We start from the raw sequence: 19,215 nt of genomic DNA on the forward strand, positions 1-19,215 counted from the left end.
AAAATGATGTAGAAATGCCCAAAGCAAACTAGAGTAGGACACATTGGGTGTGTCCGTTTAAACATTGATTTTATAATGTACACACTGAGTTTATTCATCCTACAAATAACCCGAAATCAAATTTCAGTGCAAAGCCCTAAACTGGTTAAAAATTCAATAAATGCCCGCACTTTTGCCGGTAAATGTCGGCGGTTTGGATAAACAACATGAATTTCCAATTCTTGTTGTTTGTATTCCGGTAAAATTTCCACTAATTCCCCTGTTTTAAAAGCATCATCTAAAATAAAATGGGGTAAATTCACAATGCCAAGCCCTGCTTTTGCCATATCTAAAAGGGCGAGGCCATTATTGCTTACGACTTTTGATTTAATTTTAAAACGCTGAGTTTGGTTTGGCCGTGCACCTTGCCAATTCACTTGGTTTAATGTGCTTTTATAAAGTAATCCTTCATGTTGTTCTAAGTCATTCGGGGAGCTGGGTATACCATATCGCTCAAGATAACGGGGAGAGGCTGCAAAGTGAATGGTAGAAGTGCTGATTTTACGAGCCACTAAAGAACTGTCTTGCATATAGCCAATGCGTAAAGCAAGATCATAGCCTTCCGCCAGTAAATCGATTTTTTTATCGTTAAATTCCACTTCAACATGTAAATTAGGGTGTGCCGCAATAAACATCGGAAGATTAGGGGAGATGAATAATAACCCAAAATCTCGAGGAACAGAAATCAACAGGTTACCTTGTAGGGTTGTTGTCATGTTGCTGATACTTGCATCGGCTTCATCTAAATCCTGCAAAATACCTTGGCAACGTTGGTAATACATCATACCGGCTTCTGTGGGCATAATCTTTCTTGTAGTACGTTGTAACAAACGGGTTTTAAGATGTTCTTCCAACTGAGAAACTAATTTGCTTGCCATCGCGACTGACATATTTTGTTGTGTTGCTGCTTGCGTAAAACTTTGTGTTTCGACAACTTTGCAAAAAACAGAAATCGCATTGAGTTTGTCCATTTATATCCCTTTTTTCAAAAAAAACTTGATTTTGCTAGCGTAACTTTGCACTATACCGCCAATTTTACAAAATGCTAGCAAAAATTAGGTAATCAAATGAGTAAATCTTTGGTGATTGTCGAGTCACCGGCAAAAGCGAAAACCATTAATAAATATCTGGGTAATCAATATGTAGTGAAATCCAGTGTAGGGCATATTCGTGATTTACCCACCGTGGGGACAAGCACCGGTGAAAAAGCCAAACCCATCTCAACTAAAGGGATGAGTGCTGACGAAAAAGCAAAGGTAAAAGCAGAGAAAGAACGTAATGCGCTGGTAAAACGAATGGGAATTGACCCTTATCATGATTGGAAAGCGAATTATCAAATTTTGCCGGGGAAAGAAAAAGTTGTCGCTGAATTAAAAAATCTCGCCAAAAAAGCCGATCATATTTATCTCGCCACCGATTTGGATAGAGAAGGGGAAGCCATTGCTTGGCATTTACGAGAAGTGATTGGTGGTGATGATGAACGTTTTAGTCGTGTGGTGTTTAATGAAATTACCAAAAATGCGATAAAACAAGCCTTCGAGAAACTGGAACACTTAAATATGGATCGTGTCAATGCGCAGCAAACCCGTCGATTTTTAGATCGGGTTGTGGGTTTCATGGTTTCGCCACTTTTATGGAAAAAAGTCGCTCGGGGGTTATCTGCCGGACGTGTACAATCTGTTGCAGTAAAACTCTTGGTCGAACGTGAACGGGAAATTAAAGCATTCCAACCGGAAGAATATTGGGAAGTTGCCGTTCTCACTCAAACCTTAGGTAAAGAAAATATCCGTTTGGATGTCGTAGAGTATAAAGGCAAAAAATTTGATCCTAAAAATCAGAAAGCGGCACAAAGTGCGGTCGATTTTCTCAGTGTTTCAGATTACGTTGTCACAGATTTAGATACCAAACCCACCAGTTCACGCCCTCGTGCGCCTTTTATTACTTCAACATTGCAACAAACAGCGAGTACCCGTTTGAGTTTTGGTGTGAAAAAAACCATGATGCTGGCTCAACGTCTTTATGAAGCGGGGTATATCACTTATATGCGTACTGACTCGACAAATTTAAGTCAAGATGCGCTCAATATGGCTCGTCACTATATTGAACATCGTTTTGGTGCACAGTATTTACCGACAAAACCGAATTTTTATTCAAGCAAAGAAAATGCCCAAGAAGCCCATGAAGCGATTCGCCCATCAGATGTGAACACACTCCCGGAACATCTAGAAGGAATGGATAAAGATGCCGTGCGTCTTTATGATTTGATTTGGCGTCAATTCTTAGCCTGCCAAATGCCACCGGCACAATATGATAGCAGCACACTCACTGTCACTGCTGGCGATTATACACTAAAAGCAAAAGGGCGAATTTTACGTTTCGATGGTTGGACGAAAGTCTTACCACAAATCGGAAAAAATCCTGAAGATCAAGAATTACCAGAAGTCAATGTTGCTGAAAAATTGGCCTTAAAAGAAGTGCAACCAACTCAGCATTTCACTAAGCCGCCGGCTCGTTTTACTGAAGCTGCTTTAGTCAAAGAACTAGAAAAGCGGGGAATTGGTCGTCCTTCCACTTATGCGGCAATTATTTCCACTATTCAAGAACGTGGCTATGTGAGAACCGAAAATCGCCGTTTTTATGCTGAAAAAATGGGCGAAATCGTTACCGATAGGCTTAATGAATCCTTTGGTGATTTGATGAATTATGATTTCACCGCCAATATGGAAAATGTGCTGGATCAAATCGCTTCAGGTTCGGCAAATTGGAAAACGGAATTGAATCAATTTTTCAAAGACTTTTCCAATCAATTATCAAAAGCAGAATTAGATGAACTTGAAGGCGGCATGCGTCCGAATAGTTTGGTGGAAACAGATATTAAATGTCCGACTTGTGGTAGAAATATGGCGATTCGTACGGCCAGCACCGGGGTATTTTTAGGTTGTACCGGCTATGCTTTACCGCCTAAAGAGCGTTGCAAAACTACGATTAATTTAATTCCTGAAGCGGAATTACTGAATGTATTAGATGAATCTTCCGAAACAAAAGCGTTGATGGAGCGTAAACGTTGTCCAAAATGTGGTACAGCAATGGACAGCTATGTTATTGATGCTAATCGTAAAATTCATATTTGTGGTAACAATCCAAATTGCGATGGCTATTTAATTGAAGAGGGCTCTTTTAAGATTAAAGGCTATGACGGGCCAATTGTTGAATGTGACAAATGCGGTGCGGATATGCACTTGAAATTAGGTCGTTTCGGCAAATATATGGCTTGCACAAAATGTGATAATACACGAAAAATTTTGAAAAATGGCGAACTGGCCCCGCCAAAAGAAGAACCGGTACATTTCCCTGAATTAAAATGCGAAAAATCGGATGCTTATTTTGTGTTGCGTGACGGTGCAAGTGGGGTGTTTATGTCTGCCCATAATTTCCCTAAATCACGGGAAACCCGCCCTGCAAAAGTGGCAGAGCTTGCGTTGTATCGGGAACGTTTACCGGAAAAATTAGCTTATCTTGCTGATGCACCGCTAAAAGATCCTGAAGGAAATGAAGCGATTATTCGTTTTAGCCGTAAAGAGAAAAAACAATATGTGACTTCAGAAAAAAACGGTAAAGCAACAAAGTGGATTGTTGATTTTATTGACGGAAAATGGATTGAGCGAAAAAAATAGAAGATAAAAGTGCGGTTAAAATTAACCGCACTTTTGTTTTAGTGGTGATGTTCAGGTTTTGGAGGGAGTTTATCCAAACCTTTTCCCACCGGAAAAATTAAGGTTGAATAATTCGCTGAATATTGGCAAATATGTTGATCGGCAAATGGCGTTTTATGAACGACTTTTATTTTCCAAATCCCGTCAATTAACGGAATGATATTCACACGCCCTTGGCTATCTGTTTTACCGGAAAAGCCTTGAGGCTCACGATGACCCGTAGCCGCCTCTAAATCTTTCACAATAACAGTATCTGCCGTAGCAATAACTGTTTCTCCCGCTAATGGCATTTCATTATAGAAAATTTGAACAGGGAAGGCTTCGCCTGATTTTGCTAGGCTAGGATCTTTTAATGGGACAATTTCAAGGGGTAGTCCGATACGGGTCATGGCCATTTCTGCATTTAAAGGCTGTTTTCCCACCGTCACAAGGCTTTTGCCAAACATTTGAGTTTGCTCACAATAAGTGGCATTTGATGTTCCTTGCATATTGTCCATTTTCCAACCCTCAGCATTTTGCGACCAAAAAGTCGGTTTGTAGGTTGCAGTAATCCAGTAAGAACCCGTATTTAAAGGTTTTTCTGACTGATATTGATAATTTTCACCTTTTTGGACTAGGGGCTGATGGACACCATCTTGGTTGATAATTTCCATCGGCGCAAAAATAGATAGGCGGGCCTCTGGGATTTTTTCAACATAGGGGTAGTCTCCGTAAGCTAGCTCGGCTTTTAAAATATTGCCTTCTTTTAGTTGTTGCGGTGCGGACACCCAAACTTCGTGAGCTTGCACAGTACCGATACAAAGGGTTAGAGCGACAATAAAATTCTTTTTCATTATTTTCTCCTTTAAATGAAAATCATTTACTAAAAATGGGGTAGAAATATAGAGGAAAAGTCGAGAAGAAGCGAGTAGTTTTCTTTTGATTTGTGAAATCGATCACAAAAAGGCGGCCATAAAACTTCATGTTAAATGACCGCACTTTATAAAATACTGATGTTTTAAAGAGTTGTTTCAGCCAATTTGCCTAAATCTTTATCAATTAGGAATAATCCTTTGCCATCATCACCAAGCAAATTCAATTTATCTAAAATTCCGCTGAATAATTTTTCTTCTTCATGCTGTTCTGCCACATACCACTGTAAAAAATTAAAAGCAGAATAGTCTTTTTCTTCAAAAGTACGTCCAACTAACTCGTTGATTTTACCTGTAATGAATTTCTCATGCTCATAAGTGATTTCAATTACTTCTTTTAAGGATTTATATTCATGAGCAGGGGCTTCGATTGCTGAAATCACGGCTAATGCGCCGGTTTCGTTCAAATAGGTAAATAATTTACGCATATGTTGCATTTCTTCAGCCGCATGTGCAGACAAAAACTTTGCCGCACCTTCGAAACCCTGTTGATCACACCATGCGCTCATTTGAAGGTATAAATTAGAAGAATAAAACTCTAAATTCATTTGATCGTTTAATAATTTTATTACGTTTGCTGATAACATTTTATTTCTCCTTAATGTCTTATTCCAATGTTGCTAAATCACGATCGATGAAATATAACCCCTTACCATCGTCGCCCACAAGGTTAAATTTATCAATAATACTACTGAATAATTTTTCTTCTTCGTGTTGTTCTGCCACATACCACTGTAAAAAATCAAATGTAGAGTAGTCTTTATGGGCAAAAGTGACTTCAACCAATTCATTAATTTTTGATGTTACAAATTTCTCATGTTCAAGTGTGATTTCAAATATTTCTTTCAGCGACTGATAGTCATTTTTAGGGGCTTCAATTTTTCCTAAAAGTGGCATACCGCTTGTTTCGCTCACATACTGGAATAACTTTTGCATATGTTCCATTTCTTCATCGGCATGACGAAGCAAGAATGCTGCCGCACCTTCATAACCCTGTTTTGAGCACCAAGCACTCATTTGCAAATACACATTAGAAGAGTAGAACTCGAGATTAATTTGCTCATTTAGTTTGTCTGTAATTGCTTGATTAAGCATAACCAACTCCTTTTTCTTTTGGTGAGTAAAAACGACTTGAATTAGGTTTTTTATTCTAGAGCTTCAAATGAGAATTTTCAATACAATATTTAAAATTAATATCATAACCCATTAATTTTAAATAAAAAAATAATAATATCAATTCTCATTAACGTAGCCACTTTAATTTCTGTAACAGCGTCACATTATAGACATATTATTATCTTCCTTATTCTTACATCACAAATAACTCCTTGAGTTAATCCTTAAAAGAAGCATGAAACGAAGCGGTTGAATTTAGTGTTTCAATTTAGAAGATTTCGTTCAAAACAGCTAAGACATCATCAATACATTCAGCAAAAATCAAAATAGGCTTCCTTCTAAAAAGTCAGCCATTTTTATCTGTTGAAAAATAGTGGGGGAAACGAATTTCACTTGCCAACAGAACACCAAATAAAAAGTGACTTACCATAACATATTATTTAACATAATATGCATTATGCGAAATTAGTGATAAGGTGAGCGAAAACTACGGATTAATAAAATCACAGAGTTATACACAGGTCACAAATACTAGTTAAACAAGACAAATAAAGTGATTTCCAAGCGTTGTAACGCTTTCTTATTGTGATTTATTGAATGGTTAATATTGAGTGTCAGTGTTTTGTAAAGGTTTTCTTATGTTTTGGTGAGATGCGTAAAGTGCTTATTTTTTTATTAGAGATGGAAAATAATTTAGGAAAAATCAATATCTCATAAAAAAGTGGTTAATCTTTAAATGCGATAAATGATGTGAAAAGTTGGTGGTTTTCTCTCACCTTTTAAAAGGTATTTGTTATGGCTTCTAAAATAAGTTTAACGATGAGCAAGAAATCAATCTGAAAAGTTATTTGAGAATTGATATGTTTGGCATTAAAAAAGCATATTCGGTGAACGAATATGCTTTCATCTTGTGATGTTGTCACAATTTAACTGAGTAATTTAACCCCATATTCATAAATTTGTTGTAATAAGGCTAGTTTTTCCGGATGGTTAGCATGCTCATTAGCAAGCTGCTGTAAACTCTTTTCAAACTCAACGGCACCTTGCTCTAATTTCCGTTGGCGGTATTTCTGCCATTTTAATTGCTCTGAGCGTGTTAAGGTTTTATAAAAATGTCTTGCTCGATAATGGAATAACAACTCTGCTATACGCTTATCTTCAAAGGCTAAACCGTGCTCAGCCAATTTCTCAGCCGGTAATTGTCGTAAAATCGCCATATTATTTTTATCTGCGTAACTAAAAAAGCCATTATAAAGCTCGGTTTCCACATTATCGCTTGGCTCAAACTCACGCTCTTGGCTAAATATATCCGTTACTTTTTCTCGAATATCAAAAGAAGCACGCAATTTAGCCAGGTTTTCCAAACATAATTGACGATCTATACCTAAACGTTCTGCGTTTTCTGGCAATAAGGTTTTTGCCGGAGCCAGAATGGGGCATTTATTGATATGCACCAGTTTTAATGGAACGGATGGCACTTCCCTTTTTTCCAATTCAGATTTTTTAGTATATAAATCATCACGCAATTCATCTGCATTTTTTACCAGTAAATTATCAATATCACCGGCCAAATCACAAACGATCACGGCATTTTGATTAGTGGGATGCCAAGCTAATGGCGCAATCCATGTGCAATTTCCACGATAATTACCTAACATACCGGAAACATGGACGAGAGGTGTCATTTCGGCAGTATCAATGAGCTTCTCTATTTCTTTTTTACCACGATTATCAAAGAAATATTGGAATAATTTAGGCTGTTTTTCTTTGATTAATTTTGCCATTGCAATAGTAGCATAGACATCTGACATCGCGTCATGCGCATTTTCATGTTCAATGCCATTCGCTTTGGTAAGATTTTCCAATTTAAAATTGGGTACGCCCTCTTCATCAACACACCATTGAATACCTTCCGGACGAAGTGCATAACAGGCACGCACTAAATCCAATAAATCCCATCGGGAATTACCATTTTTCCAACTATATTCATAAGGGTCGATAAAATTTCGATAAAAAGTATAACGGGTCATTTCATCATCATAACGAATATTGTTATAGCCCATTACACAGGTGTTTGGCTTTGAAAATTCCGCAAGAATTTTTTCTGCAAATTCTGGTTCCGGTATGCCTTTTTCATTACATTCTTGGGGGGTAATCCCGGTGACCATCACCGCTTCAGGAGAAGGCAAATAATCGTTGGTTTGCTTACAATAAAGCATTACCGGCTCACCGATAATATTAAAATCGGCATCGGTACGAATACCGGCAAACTGCGCAGGGCGATCTTTTGCCGGGCTAATACCAAAGCTTTCATAATCATAAATAAAGAAGCTAAAATTATTTGCCATACTACTCTCTTTTTAAAGGATGAATTTGTCTAGATAGTATAAGCAAAAAATTGCACTTAAACTAAATAGAATACCTAATCCATTGATTTTGCTAATTTTCTCTTTAAAGATAAGCGCACCGGTAATCGTACCAAGACAAATTACCCCGATGTTCATTCCAGCAAAAACTAATGTCGGGTTAGTGCCGAAACTTTGATGTGCTTTAATATAAAAGAGAATATTAAAGAAATTTAATACGCCTAAAAGCAACCCGCCCAGAAAACTTGGTACGGTCCATTGTGTTCTTTTCAGCACTAAATAGATAAACATTACGCAAGCAGCAAGCGAGAAGGAAATAAATAACGTTGCCGGAAATGCGCCCCCGCTTTTGGCGACTTGCTTAAATAAAATATCAATAATGCCATAGCCGAACCACACGCCAATTAAGCCTAAAACGCCCTTAAAATTGACCGCACTTTGTCCTTGGTTAGGTTTCGTCAGCAAACAAAATAGCCCAATAAAGGCGAGAAAAATCCCGACGATTTTTGATTGGCTTAGTGTTTCGTTGAAAATTAAAAATGCAGCTAAGATAGGAAGGAATAAAGAAAGGCGCTGTGCCGCATCAGAACGAACGATCCCCGCAAACTCTACGGCTTTTGACATAATAATAAATACACTTGGCAGCAATAGTCCTAAGGCCAAAAAGATGGGAGAATGTTCACTTTGCGCAATGAAATCAGTAAAGGCAAGCCCTTTAAAATCAGGTTTTAATAGAAAATAACTGAGGGTAATCGCAACAATATAATTGAAGGCAATAGCCTGTTCGATGATGATGTTTTTTCTACGTGCCACTTTAAGGAGTACAGAAACGGCAACACTACAAAAAATCGCAAGAATAAGATTGTGCATAATAATCCTTAATAATTTGTTTGGTTAAACGGTAAAAGAAAGTGCGGTCAAAATTCATGAATTTTCAACCGCACTTTTCTATTTTAGTCCGTTGCACCAAACCCACGTAGTCCGACCACATGAACCTGTTCTTGGTTACCAGAAATTTTTCTCACCAGTTTATAGGTCGTCCCTTTTTCCGGGCTAATGTTTTCCGGTGCGGCAATGAGTAATTGCATATCCAACCGTTCACAAAGCTCAAATAAGGTAGAAATGGACTTACCATCAAGTCGCGCCGCTTCATCCAAGAAGAGTAAGCGACAAGGTACGATATCTTTACCACGAATACGGCGGCTCTCCTCTTCCCAGCTTTGTACCACCATTAAGAGAATGGACATCCCCGTACCAATTGCTTCACCGGTTGAAAGTGCGCCACTTTCCGCACGCAACCAACCGTCTGCACCACGGAATACTTCCACTTCAAGTTCAAGATAATTGCGATAATCCAAGAGCTCTTCACCGATGGTTTGAGCGCTACGTTGCCCCATATCAATGTGTGGATTAATACGTTGATACAGTTTTGCCATCGCTTCGGAAAAGGTAATACGATTGTCATTGAATAAATCTTGATATTCGTCTTGTTGGCCGGAAAGGGCATCAAGCAGCATCGCGTGTGTATCACGAATATTGACGACCAAACGAACAGATTTCACCTGACCGAAGGCAATATTTTGCAAACCTTGATTGAGCATACGAATACGATTTTGCTCACGTTGAATGGTTTTACGCATAATATTTGCCACACTTTCAGAATTAATCGCTAATTTTTTCTCACGATCGGTCAACTCTGCCGTCAAACGTGAAAGTTCAATTTCCATTTGCTCAATGGCATCAATCGGGTCATCTGTTTTGATAATGTCTTGACGAATGCGCTCGCGTAAATGCTGGTAAACCGCAATAAAGAAGCGAACTTTATTTTCCGGTTTGCGGCTGTCTTCCGAGGCTCTCAAGCTATCCCGCAAATATTCATTATCAGCTACGGCAGTACGCAATGCCCCCAAGGCTTTATCCGACATTGAACGTAATTCATCTGCAGATAAATAAGCCAATTCACGACGGTTCAAACGTTTTTCCATATCAGAATGACGGGATAACCGTAAAACCACACACCAACTCACTTTGGCGGCTACCACTAACTCCCGTTGGGTTTTATAATCACGTTCGGCCTTACGAATACGACGACTTAAGTTTTCCCCTTCGCTTTCAATTAATGTCAGCTGTTTTTCTACATATGAACGGCGTTGTCTGCTACTTGAGAGCTGTTGATGTAATTCATCACGGCGAAGGCGAGCCCGCTCCTCTGCGCCTTCATCAGCTCGAACCCCTAATTCGCTCACCTCATCCATTAATTCTTTTAATAGCTGATTTTTGCTCTCATAAGAACTTTGTAATCCAATAAAGACTTGATTGTACTGAGCAAATTGAGCTTGTTTTTGGCGCAGCTGTTCACGTTGTGTATCACGCTGTGTTTGCATGACTTCTAAACGTTTGCGTAACTGCTCATTTAATTCAGAGGTTTCCGCCTGGCCTGCATCTTCATAAGCAAAATGATGTTTGCGTTGTACCACATCGGCTAATGCAAATACCCGTTGTTGCACCTGTTTTTGGCGTTCAATAGCTTGAGCTAACGCATTTTTTAAATGGTCATAATTTGCCGGATCACTTTGCAGTGTATTCGCTATCGGCTCTAATTGTGACAACGTATCGCCATGTTGACGAATAAATAATTCGTCTTGTTCGGCAAGATCTAATTGCTCACGACATTCCTCAATGCGATCAATTAACGCTTCATCTGCCAACACACCTAATTGAGGGATTAATTTATTGAGTAATTGTATTCTCTCTTTTGCGTTATCTAACTGAATGCGTATCTGCTGCTCACCGCTGTTAAATTGATTTAATTCACGATCAATGTCATTACGTTCACGGTTAATTTCCGCCATCACCTCTTCTGGGTTGGGTTGAAATGCCAAGGCTAAATGTAAACCAACAAACTGGCTAAAATGTTCGTGTAAACGCTGGCATTTTTGTACATCAAAGGCAATTTGTGCGTAATCTTCCGCCACTTCATCCCGTTCGATTTGTAAAGCTTCTAAATGTTTTTCTCGAGCCGCCCGGCCAAATAATGGAATTTCGGGGAATTTAGAATAACGTAATTCACGTTCAGACACTTGCACTACCACACCCAACTCAAGCTCTTGGGCGGATAATACGCTGTCATCAAAAGCGGTTGGATCACCCTCAATTAAATAAAGATCATCCGGGCAATCATCCAATTGGGCTAATTGTTCTCTTACGATATTGAGATCACGCACTACAATCGCATGACGTGCAGGCCCATAAAGGGCTGAAAAATACGGTGCATCCTCAATAGGAACATCGTCATAAAGTTCAGAAAGCAATACCCCACCAAAACGTTCTGCGAGAGCATTTAAACGAGGGTCTTCAGAACCGTCCGGCTGGCTCAGACGGGTAATTTGCCCATCTAACTGTTGGCGTTTTTGCTCAAGTTTGTCACGTTGCATCGTCAACTCACGCTCTTTAACGAGTTGAGCTTGCATAAAATTCATCACATCTTGACTATGTTCAAAGGTTTCACCACTTTGCTCTTCTAAACGCGCTAAGGCAGATTGGGCCGTTAGCCAAGCCGGCGCTTTGCGTGCATTTTCCTCATAAAGTGCGGTTAAATTTTCACGTTTTTGACGAAGCGTTGAACGGTTTTCCAATTGTTCGGAAAGGGTTGCCGATAGATCCTCCACCAAGGCTTCTTGCTCAGTATAATATTCTTCTAATTCCTCGGCGGTTTCTAAATTGAGATTAGCCCGTTGATTAAAATCATTCAGTAATTTGACCGCACTTTGTTGTTGGGTATAGCGTTGTTCAAGCTCATGTAATTTTCCACGAAGCGGTGCGGCTTGTTGGGCTTGCAATTTTTGGCTTGGATATTCACGCAATAATGCTTTAGCGCTTTCCCAAGCGGCCGAACGTGGGAGATCACCGGCAATTTTACAAACCAGCTGATAAGCTTTATCGAATTGAGATTTTGCTGCTTCAGAAATCGACATCTTATGCTCTAATTCCAGCACGGTTTCCGTCAAACTTTCCGCATGGGCTTCAAATTCTGCATGATAATCTTCAACATTTTTTACACTTAATTCAGCTAATCCACATAGGGTTTTGGCTTTTTCCAATGCGGCAATGGCCTGTTGATATTGCAAAGCTCGGGTTTGCTGGGCATCAAGTGCTTGTTGATAATCGGCAAGTTGTGCACGAACCGCATCAATTTCAATTTCTGTTTGCTCAAATTGAGCCTGGCTTTCTTCTAACGCCTCATTTGCATTTTCTACAACGATTTTCTGCTCTTCCAAACGTTCGGAAAGTTCAGCGACATCTTCTTGATAACGTGAAATTTTTTCTTGATGACGTAACGCATTGAGTACTAAATTCAAATGATCTACAGCACTTTGGTGATCCACCTCTAAGGTGCGTTCATTTTCTGCCAATTCCGCAGCTTCACGGCTTAAATCAATCAAACGATGCTGCGATAAATCTTGCTCGGTTTTAGCGTTATACCATTCACGGCGTGATGCTAATGCAGTTTCAATATTGCCACGGCGTTCGTTAGCATTACGCATATAATCTGATGCTACATAATTTGTGGTTTCTGTAATTAAATGTTTGAATAAATCACGATCAGATTGGGTAACTTTAATCGCTTCCAAGGTCATTCGGTTTTCACGCAATGCACTTTCCATATCTTGGAACGCTTTGCGGACACCTAAATTTTCCGGTAATAAATAATCTCGCAAAGAGCGGGTGATGGCGCTGGAAATACCGCCGTATAGAGAGGCTTCAATGAGTTTATAGAATTTACTGCGATCAGAGGAAGAACGTAATCGTTTTGGAATAATACCAAGATCAAACATCATCCCGTGGTAGTCAGTAATAGAGTGATATTGTTTAAATTGCGCCCCAAGATTTTCAATTTTCTCTTTGAGCTCGTTTAAGTTCAGCACACGGGCTTGACGCTCACCGACGGTTTCAGTAAAAAGTGCGGTAGGATTTTGTGATAATTCAACCCCTTGAATAGAAAAGGTTTTTAAATCGACTTTTTTATCCCGACCGGCTACTTGTTGCAGACGAACACCGACAAGAATACGTTGATGACGGGAATTTATCGTATCTAATACCGCATAACAAACTCCCGGACGTAATTTACCGTGTAATCCCTTATCTCTCGCTCCCCCCGTAGAACCGGCCTCTGTGGTATTACGGAAGTGAAGTAAGGTTAAATCCGGAATAAGGGCTGTGACAAACCCCGCCATCGTTGTGGATTTTCCAGCACCATTCCCCCCAGAAAGCGTGGTGACCAATTCATCTAAATCAAAGGTACGGGCAAAAAAACCGTTCCAGTTAATGAGGGTTAAAGAACGAAATTTTCCACGTTCAACGCCCTGTTGTGCCTGAGTAAACGCACTTGAGATAAGATGAGCCTCTGCTGTTTCAGTATTGATTTCGCTTGCCTCGTTTTCTAACCCGATTTCATTTTCTAATTCTAAAACATCAGACATTATGCTTGTTCTCCATCAAATTCTTCGTCAATTTCATCCGCACTTTCGACTTCTTGTTCGGTTAACTGGGCTTGTTTTTCCAATGCAAGGGATGCCGGTGTGGCGGCTTCCCCATCACGAATTAAGCGAATTTGTGCTTCTAACGGATCATCACCGGAACGTACCTCTGCACCAAAACGGAAGACCGCCTCTGAAATCGTGAATTTACCGCTATTTTGTTCACCCACGGTTTGAATCATACCTAAACGGCGCAATCGCCCTATTGCTGCTCTCACTTTTTCAGCCAATTTTTGTTTATCTAAATCAGAACCACTTGAACGCTGATTGACGGCTTTTAATAATTTACTTTCATCCGCAAGATTTAATAATTCATCATACACTTCTTGAGCACTGAAAATGCCCTGCTGTGCTAAACGTTCCGGACTGAGATAGAGATAACAAAGCACTTTTCCCACTAACATTTCCAATTCTGAAAGCACAGAACGAGCGATGAGTGTCGTGGCTTTTGGACGAAGATAGAAAAACCCTTCCGGTGCTCGAATTAGCTCCACATTATAGCGACGGTAAAAACCGTCTAATTCATTTTGAAAATCCATTAAAAAGGCATGGTTGTCTAAATGCTCTGTGCTGATATGACGGCCTGAACGCAACAGGCTGTCCACCGTCGGAAATAACGGGTTGGCAATCGCTGTGGCAAGTTTTGAGGAAATTACATCTTGAAGGTTATCTGTCATGGTTTATTTCTCTTATCCTTATGTCCTATATAGAAGGATGATTAAATCTCTTTTAAAATTGACCGCACTTTAATACTTATTAATGATGTGAGCCTGCACCTCGGCACCATGCTGATTAATGGCCTGCCAATGGGCATAAATACCGGCTAAATCATCCTTTGCCATCCCTAATCGTACCGCTTGATCAACAATAATTCGAGCCACATCAAAATGGCGGGAAAGCGGATAGTTTTCGAGCTGTTCACGGAGTACCAAGCTCAAATCAATCGAACGATCATTCTCTCGATATTGAATTAGCAGGTTTTGCATATGGTCAACGATTTGATCATAAACATCGGCTAAGGATTCGTATTGTAGCGCCTCCGGTAATTCACCTAGAGCATCATCTTCACGCAACACCATTTCCTCATCACGCAGATCCACCAAACGTTCTGCCTGTGCTGTCCATAAAAACCAAGGGTGATCAAAATAATGATGAATAGACTGGCGTAAACGTTGTGAGAATACCCGATTTTTATCCATATCAATGGCGGTTCGAATAAATTTATGCACATGGCGATCATAACCAATCCACAAATCAATAGCTTGTTGCCCCCAGCTGATAATTCGGTCGAGCTTTGATTGTAAATCAGTGATTAACTGATCAATAAAATACAAATCATCACGTCCAATCACGCAATCTTGGATACGCAGTAGTTGGGCTTGAAGTTTGTCCCCTGCGGCATTTAAGGTATCTTGTAATTCTCGTAGATTGCCAGATGTTTCATCCAACAGACGTTCACAACTTGAAATGGCCGCTTGCCAATCCTTGGTTAAAAGCTCAGCAATTTCCTCTTTAATGCTTTGTTGATTTTCATCCATAATGCGTTGTGAAAGATCAATGCTATCGAAAATCTCCGCCACAGAATATTTTAACGGAGCAAAGACGTTTTTACGCCAATAATGCTCACTTTCACGATTTTCAGCCCCTTCCTCTGCGGCATTTGATGCCCGTTGGATTTCATCCGCCACAATGGAAAGCTGCACAGAAAGTCTGAGAGTGGAAAATTCTCGTTGTCGAATATAATAATCCGACACCCCAACCCCAAGTGGCGTTAAACGATAAATCGCCAATCCTTCGGTAAACTCACTACTAAAACGGTTTAACAAACGCTGTTTGACCAATTCATTAATCGCATTATTGGCCCGTGTTGCAATGGCATCGGTGGATTGATCAAAGGCATTCATGGTGTGGCGAAAAATATCCACCAGATCGGCTTCCAGCATTTCGCCATCTAAACGTTCATTGTTATAAATGGCAATTGCCAGCAAGAAAACTAGACGTTCAGTGGGTAAATTCAGTGAAAACTCGCGCTCTTTTGCCCAAGAGACAAGTTCAGGGATAGTTTGTGATGTTTCAATCATTGAAATGATAACGCATTAAAATTGAACAAAAAATTAGGGCGATTATACAAGATTTTTTATCGATCTTAAAAATCTTCTTTTTAATTGACCGCACTTTTCCTTTTTTTCTCGTATAATGTGCATTTTCTAGCAATCCGTATCAAAATAAAATGACCGATTTAACCCAACAAGAAAAGAAACAAACTTATCATTTCAATAAACTTCAAAAACGTTTACGCCGTAATGTGGGTAATGCCATTGCAGATTTCGGTATGATAGAAGATGGCGATAAAGTGATGGTATGTTTATCCGGGGGGAAAGACAGTTATACGCTTTTGGATATTTTGCTGAATTTACAGCAAAATGCCCCTATTCATTTTGACATTGTGGCAGTCAATTTAGATCAAAAACAACCGGGCTTTCCTGAGCATATTTTACCCACATATTTACAAGAAATTGGGGTGGACTACAAAATTGTTCAGGAAAATACCTATGGCATTGTGAAAGAAAAAATTCCTGAAGGGAAAACCACCTGTTCACTCTGCTCTCGCCTACGCCGAGGCATTTTATATCGCACGGCAACCGAATTGGGTGCAACCAAAATTGCCCTTGGACATCACCGTGATGATATGTTGGCGACCTTATTTTTAAATATGTTTTATGGCGGAAAAATGAAATCGATGCCGCCTAAATTAATTTCAGATGATGGGAAACAAATTGTGATTCGCCCCCTAGCCTATTGTAAAGAAAAAGATATTGAAAAATATGCGATGGCTAAAGCATTTCCGATTATCCCCTGTAATTTGTGCGGTTCGCAGCCTAATTTACAACGCCAAGTGGTAAAAGAAATGCTTAATACCTGGGATCGCCAGTACCCAGGGCGTTTAGAAACTATGTTCAGTGCCATGCAAAACATCACGTTGTCACATATGTGTGATCCCTCATTGTTCGATTTCAAAGGTATTCGCCACGGACAATCCCTTGAAGGTATTGAGGGGGATATGGCATTTGATGAAGAACAAATCCCCCCAATGCAATTTGAGGATGAGGATCAAAGCGATTTTTCTCATCAAGAAATGATTAGCGTTAAAGAAGTGAGTTAATATGTTGAAGATAAACGGCATGCTATTAGAAACCGATAACGCCGGCTATTTGTTGAATAGTCAACAGTGGAATGAAGAGGTGGCTCGGGCAATTGCGGCACAAGAACAACTTGAACTTACGCCTGCTCATTGGGAGGTGATTTATTTTGTGCGTGACTTTTATCAAGAATACAACACCTCCCCGGCTATTCGTATGTTGGTCAAAGCGATGGCAGAGAAATTAGGCGAAGATAAAGGCAATAGTCGCTATTTGCAACGTTTGTTTCCGGAAGGCCCTGCCAAACAAGCAACAAAATTAGCGGGCCTACCGAAACCGGCCAAATGTTTATAAATTCTGATTAACCGCATATAAAAGTGCGGTTATTTTTTCGTTTAATTTGATAAAATATCGCCCAAAATCCACCGCACTTTTAATGCTTTGCTTATGATAAAAGATCCTTTTGAAGAATATATTCGACATATTGATGCCAGTAAAAAAGAAAAGGGCTACGCATGGCAAACAGCCATTGGTTTGCAAGATATTGATGGATTAAAACCTTCCCGTTATTTAATTGATACCGCAATTAAAAATATTGAAGGTGAGATCACCATTGATACGGCAGAGCATTGGATAACACAATATTATGAGCAAAATCCGGTATCGCAAGATGAAAACCGCACAGAGGAAGCCGACAAAGTGGCAGTCCGCATTGCTCGTTTATTATCTGAACCCGCCTTTTCTTTTAATATTCAACAATATCTGTCTATCCATAAATATCTTTTTCATGGTATTTATCCTCACGCAGGTCAAATTAGAAGCTTCAATATAACTAAAAAAGAGTGGGTGTTAAATGGTGATACTGTTTCTTATGGAAGTGCATTAGAGCTGCGTGAAACCCTGGAATATGACCTGATGCAAGAAAAGAAGTTCCGTTATCAAGGACTTTCCATTGATGAAATGATTGAACATTTAGCCTTATTTGTTTCACGATTATGGCAAATTCATGTTTTTGCTGAAGGAAATACGCGTACCACTGCCGTATTTTTTATTAAGTACTTAAAAACATTAGGTTTTTATGTATCAAATGACAGTTTTGCGGAAAACTCATGGTATTTTCGTAATGCCTTGGTGCGGGCAAATTACAATAATGTCGCCAAAGGTATTTATGAAACAAGCAAATATGTTGTGATGTTTCTTCGTAACTTATTACTTAATGAGCATCATACTTTAAGCAATCGTCAACTCCATATTCATAGCACAAGTTATCTTATGGCAACACAAGTTCAAAAAGAGCCATTAGCAGTCAATGAAACAAGACGAGAGTATAAAAAACAGGACATTCAAGCTAAAAATCAGGACTTTCCTCTCAAAAAACAGGATGCTGATGATAAAAAACAGGACATTGAGCCAATTTTTTCTCATCTTGTAGCTGAAACAGCACTTTCCGGAAAAACAAAACGAAACATTCAAAGTTTACATCAAGTCGTTAAAAATGAGGTTTTCTCTCGTGCAGATGTGATTAAACATCTTAACCTCACCCCTTCTCCCGCTTCTGAGTTACTACGAAAAATGCAGTTAACAGGCATTATCGAAAAGATCAGTGGACAAGGGAAAGGAAAATATCGATTTGTTTAATTTCCAGTAAATTACTTAGGCATTTCTTGCTATAATTAAAAATCATGAAAAAACGACCGCACTTTTGCGGTCTTTTACTTTTGTTAGAAGGAGCATTAAAACAATTCATAAATTTATTGAAAATAATGAATTTGCATAATAACAAGAAATATCTCATTCTATCGTCGTTCAGACGTTTAGCCGTCTAAATTAACGACAACATCATAGATGAGGAACTTATTATGACAACATTTCATTTATCCGGTTTTCCACGCGTGGGTGCAAAACGTGAACTTAAATTTGCACAAGAACGTTATTGGCGTGGTGAAATTGCTGAGCAAGATTTATTGGACATTGCCAAAGCATTGCGTGAAATCAACTGGAAACACCAAGCGGCAGCCAATGCGGATTATGTTGCTGTAGCCGATTTTACTTTCTACGATCACATCTTAGATCTACAAGTCGCAACCGGTGCGATTCCTGCCCGCTTTGGTTTTGACAGCCAACATCTTACACTTGATCAATATTTCCAACTAGCACGCGGGAATAAAACACAATTTGCTATCGAAATGACCAAATGGTTTGATACGAACTATCATTACCTCGTACCTGAATTTCAGGTTGATACGCAATTTAAAGCCAATCCTGCACATTATGTGCAACAAATTCGTGAAGCGAAAGCTCTTGGCTTTAATGCGAAGCCTACAATCGTTGGCCCTTTAACTTTCTTATGGTTAGGAAAAGAAAAAGGTTCAGCATGATCTGACCCCAAAAAG

At 39.4% G+C, this 19,215-nt stretch carries 13 protein-coding genes and 1 pseudogene; 5 read left to right on the forward strand and 9 right to left on the reverse strand.

From position 1 onward, the window contains the following. Nucleotides 1-116 precede the first annotated feature (116 nt). The gene (locus BKK48_RS09395; protein WP_077428160.1) at nt 117-1,010 is read right to left on the reverse strand and encodes a LysR family transcriptional regulator; all 894 of its coding nucleotides are present in this window, start codon (nt 1,008-1,010) and stop codon (nt 117-119) included. A gap of 96 nt (nt 1,011-1,106) precedes the next feature. Between BKK48_RS09395 and topA the strand changes: the two genes are divergently transcribed. Then, nucleotides 1,107-3,713: a type I DNA topoisomerase gene (gene topA, locus BKK48_RS09400; protein ID WP_077428162.1), complete on the forward strand. Its 2,607-nt coding sequence runs from the start codon at nt 1,107-1,109 to the stop codon at nt 3,711-3,713. Between the two features lie 38 nt (nt 3,714-3,751). On the opposite strand, the gene BKK48_RS09405 is transcribed toward topA, so the two are convergent. The 8 genes from BKK48_RS09405 to mukF all read right to left on the reverse strand — a co-directional run bounded on the left by BKK48_RS09405 (nt 3,752) and on the right by mukF (nt 15,763). Next, nucleotides 3,752-4,585, reverse strand: coding sequence for a DUF4198 domain-containing protein (locus BKK48_RS09405; protein WP_077428164.1), 834 nt, complete (start codon nt 4,583-4,585; stop codon nt 3,752-3,754). Between the two features lie 164 nt (nt 4,586-4,749). Beyond that, a complete protein-coding gene (gene ftnA / locus BKK48_RS09410) occupies nt 4,750-5,250 on the reverse strand; it encodes a non-heme ferritin (protein ID WP_077428166.1) in 501 nt (166 codons plus the stop codon). Nucleotides 5,251-5,269: 19 nt separating this feature from the next. After that, nucleotides 5,270-5,758, reverse strand: coding sequence for a non-heme ferritin (ftnA, locus tag BKK48_RS09415; RefSeq protein WP_077428168.1), 489 nt, complete (start codon nt 5,756-5,758; stop codon nt 5,270-5,272). 947 nt (nt 5,759-6,705) lie between these two features. Next, nucleotides 6,706-8,127: an exodeoxyribonuclease I gene (sbcB, locus tag BKK48_RS09420; RefSeq protein ID WP_077428170.1), complete on the reverse strand. Its 1,422-nt coding sequence runs from the start codon at nt 8,125-8,127 to the stop codon at nt 6,706-6,708. 12 nt (nt 8,128-8,139) lie between these two features. Then, nucleotides 8,140-9,015 (reverse strand): hypothetical protein, encoded by an 876-nt coding sequence (locus tag BKK48_RS09425; protein ID WP_077428172.1) that lies wholly within the window; start codon nt 9,013-9,015, stop codon nt 8,140-8,142. Between the two features lie 83 nt (nt 9,016-9,098). After that, the gene (mukB, locus tag BKK48_RS09430; protein WP_077428174.1) at nt 9,099-13,625 is read right to left on the reverse strand and encodes a chromosome partition protein MukB; all 4,527 of its coding nucleotides are present in this window, start codon (nt 13,623-13,625) and stop codon (nt 9,099-9,101) included. Then, nucleotides 13,625-14,359 carry a chromosome partition protein MukE gene (gene mukE / locus BKK48_RS09435; RefSeq protein ID WP_077428176.1) on the reverse strand — a complete coding sequence of 245 codons (735 nt, stop codon included), beginning with the start codon at nt 14,357-14,359 and terminating at the stop codon, nt 13,625-13,627. Before mukE ends, mukB begins: the two co-directional genes overlap by 1 nt. Before the next feature lie 69 nt (nt 14,360-14,428). Next, on the reverse strand, nt 14,429-15,763 hold the full coding sequence (gene mukF, locus BKK48_RS09440; protein ID WP_077428178.1) for a chromosome partition protein MukF: 1,335 nt from the start codon (nt 15,761-15,763) through the stop codon (nt 14,429-14,431). A gap of 149 nt (nt 15,764-15,912) precedes the next feature. Here mukF and ttcA point away from each other — a divergent pair, with 149 nt between their 5' ends. The 4 genes and pseudogenes from ttcA to BKK48_RS09460 form a co-directional block, all read left to right on the forward strand. Continuing rightward, nucleotides 15,913-16,845, forward strand: coding sequence for a tRNA 2-thiocytidine(32) synthetase TtcA (ttcA, locus tag BKK48_RS09445; protein ID WP_077428180.1), 933 nt, complete (start codon nt 15,913-15,915; stop codon nt 16,843-16,845). A 1-nt stretch (nt 16,846) separates the two neighbouring features. Further along, nucleotides 16,847-17,176, forward strand: coding sequence for a TusE/DsrC/DsvC family sulfur relay protein (locus tag BKK48_RS09450; RefSeq protein WP_077428182.1), 330 nt, complete (start codon nt 16,847-16,849; stop codon nt 17,174-17,176). Between the two features lie 93 nt (nt 17,177-17,269). After that, a complete protein-coding gene (locus BKK48_RS09455; RefSeq protein WP_077428184.1) occupies nt 17,270-18,460 on the forward strand; it encodes a Fic family protein in 1,191 nt (396 codons plus the stop codon). 221 nt (nt 18,461-18,681) lie between these two features. Further along, a pseudogene (locus BKK48_RS09460) lies at nt 18,682-19,197 on the forward strand (5-methyltetrahydropteroyltriglutamate--homocysteine S-methyltransferase); the annotation flags it as partial. Nucleotides 19,198-19,215 lie beyond the last annotated feature (18 nt).

It is taken from the genome of Rodentibacter heidelbergensis (assembly GCF_002000125.1).
Lineage (GTDB): Bacteria > Pseudomonadota > Gammaproteobacteria > Enterobacterales > Pasteurellaceae > Rodentibacter > Rodentibacter heidelbergensis.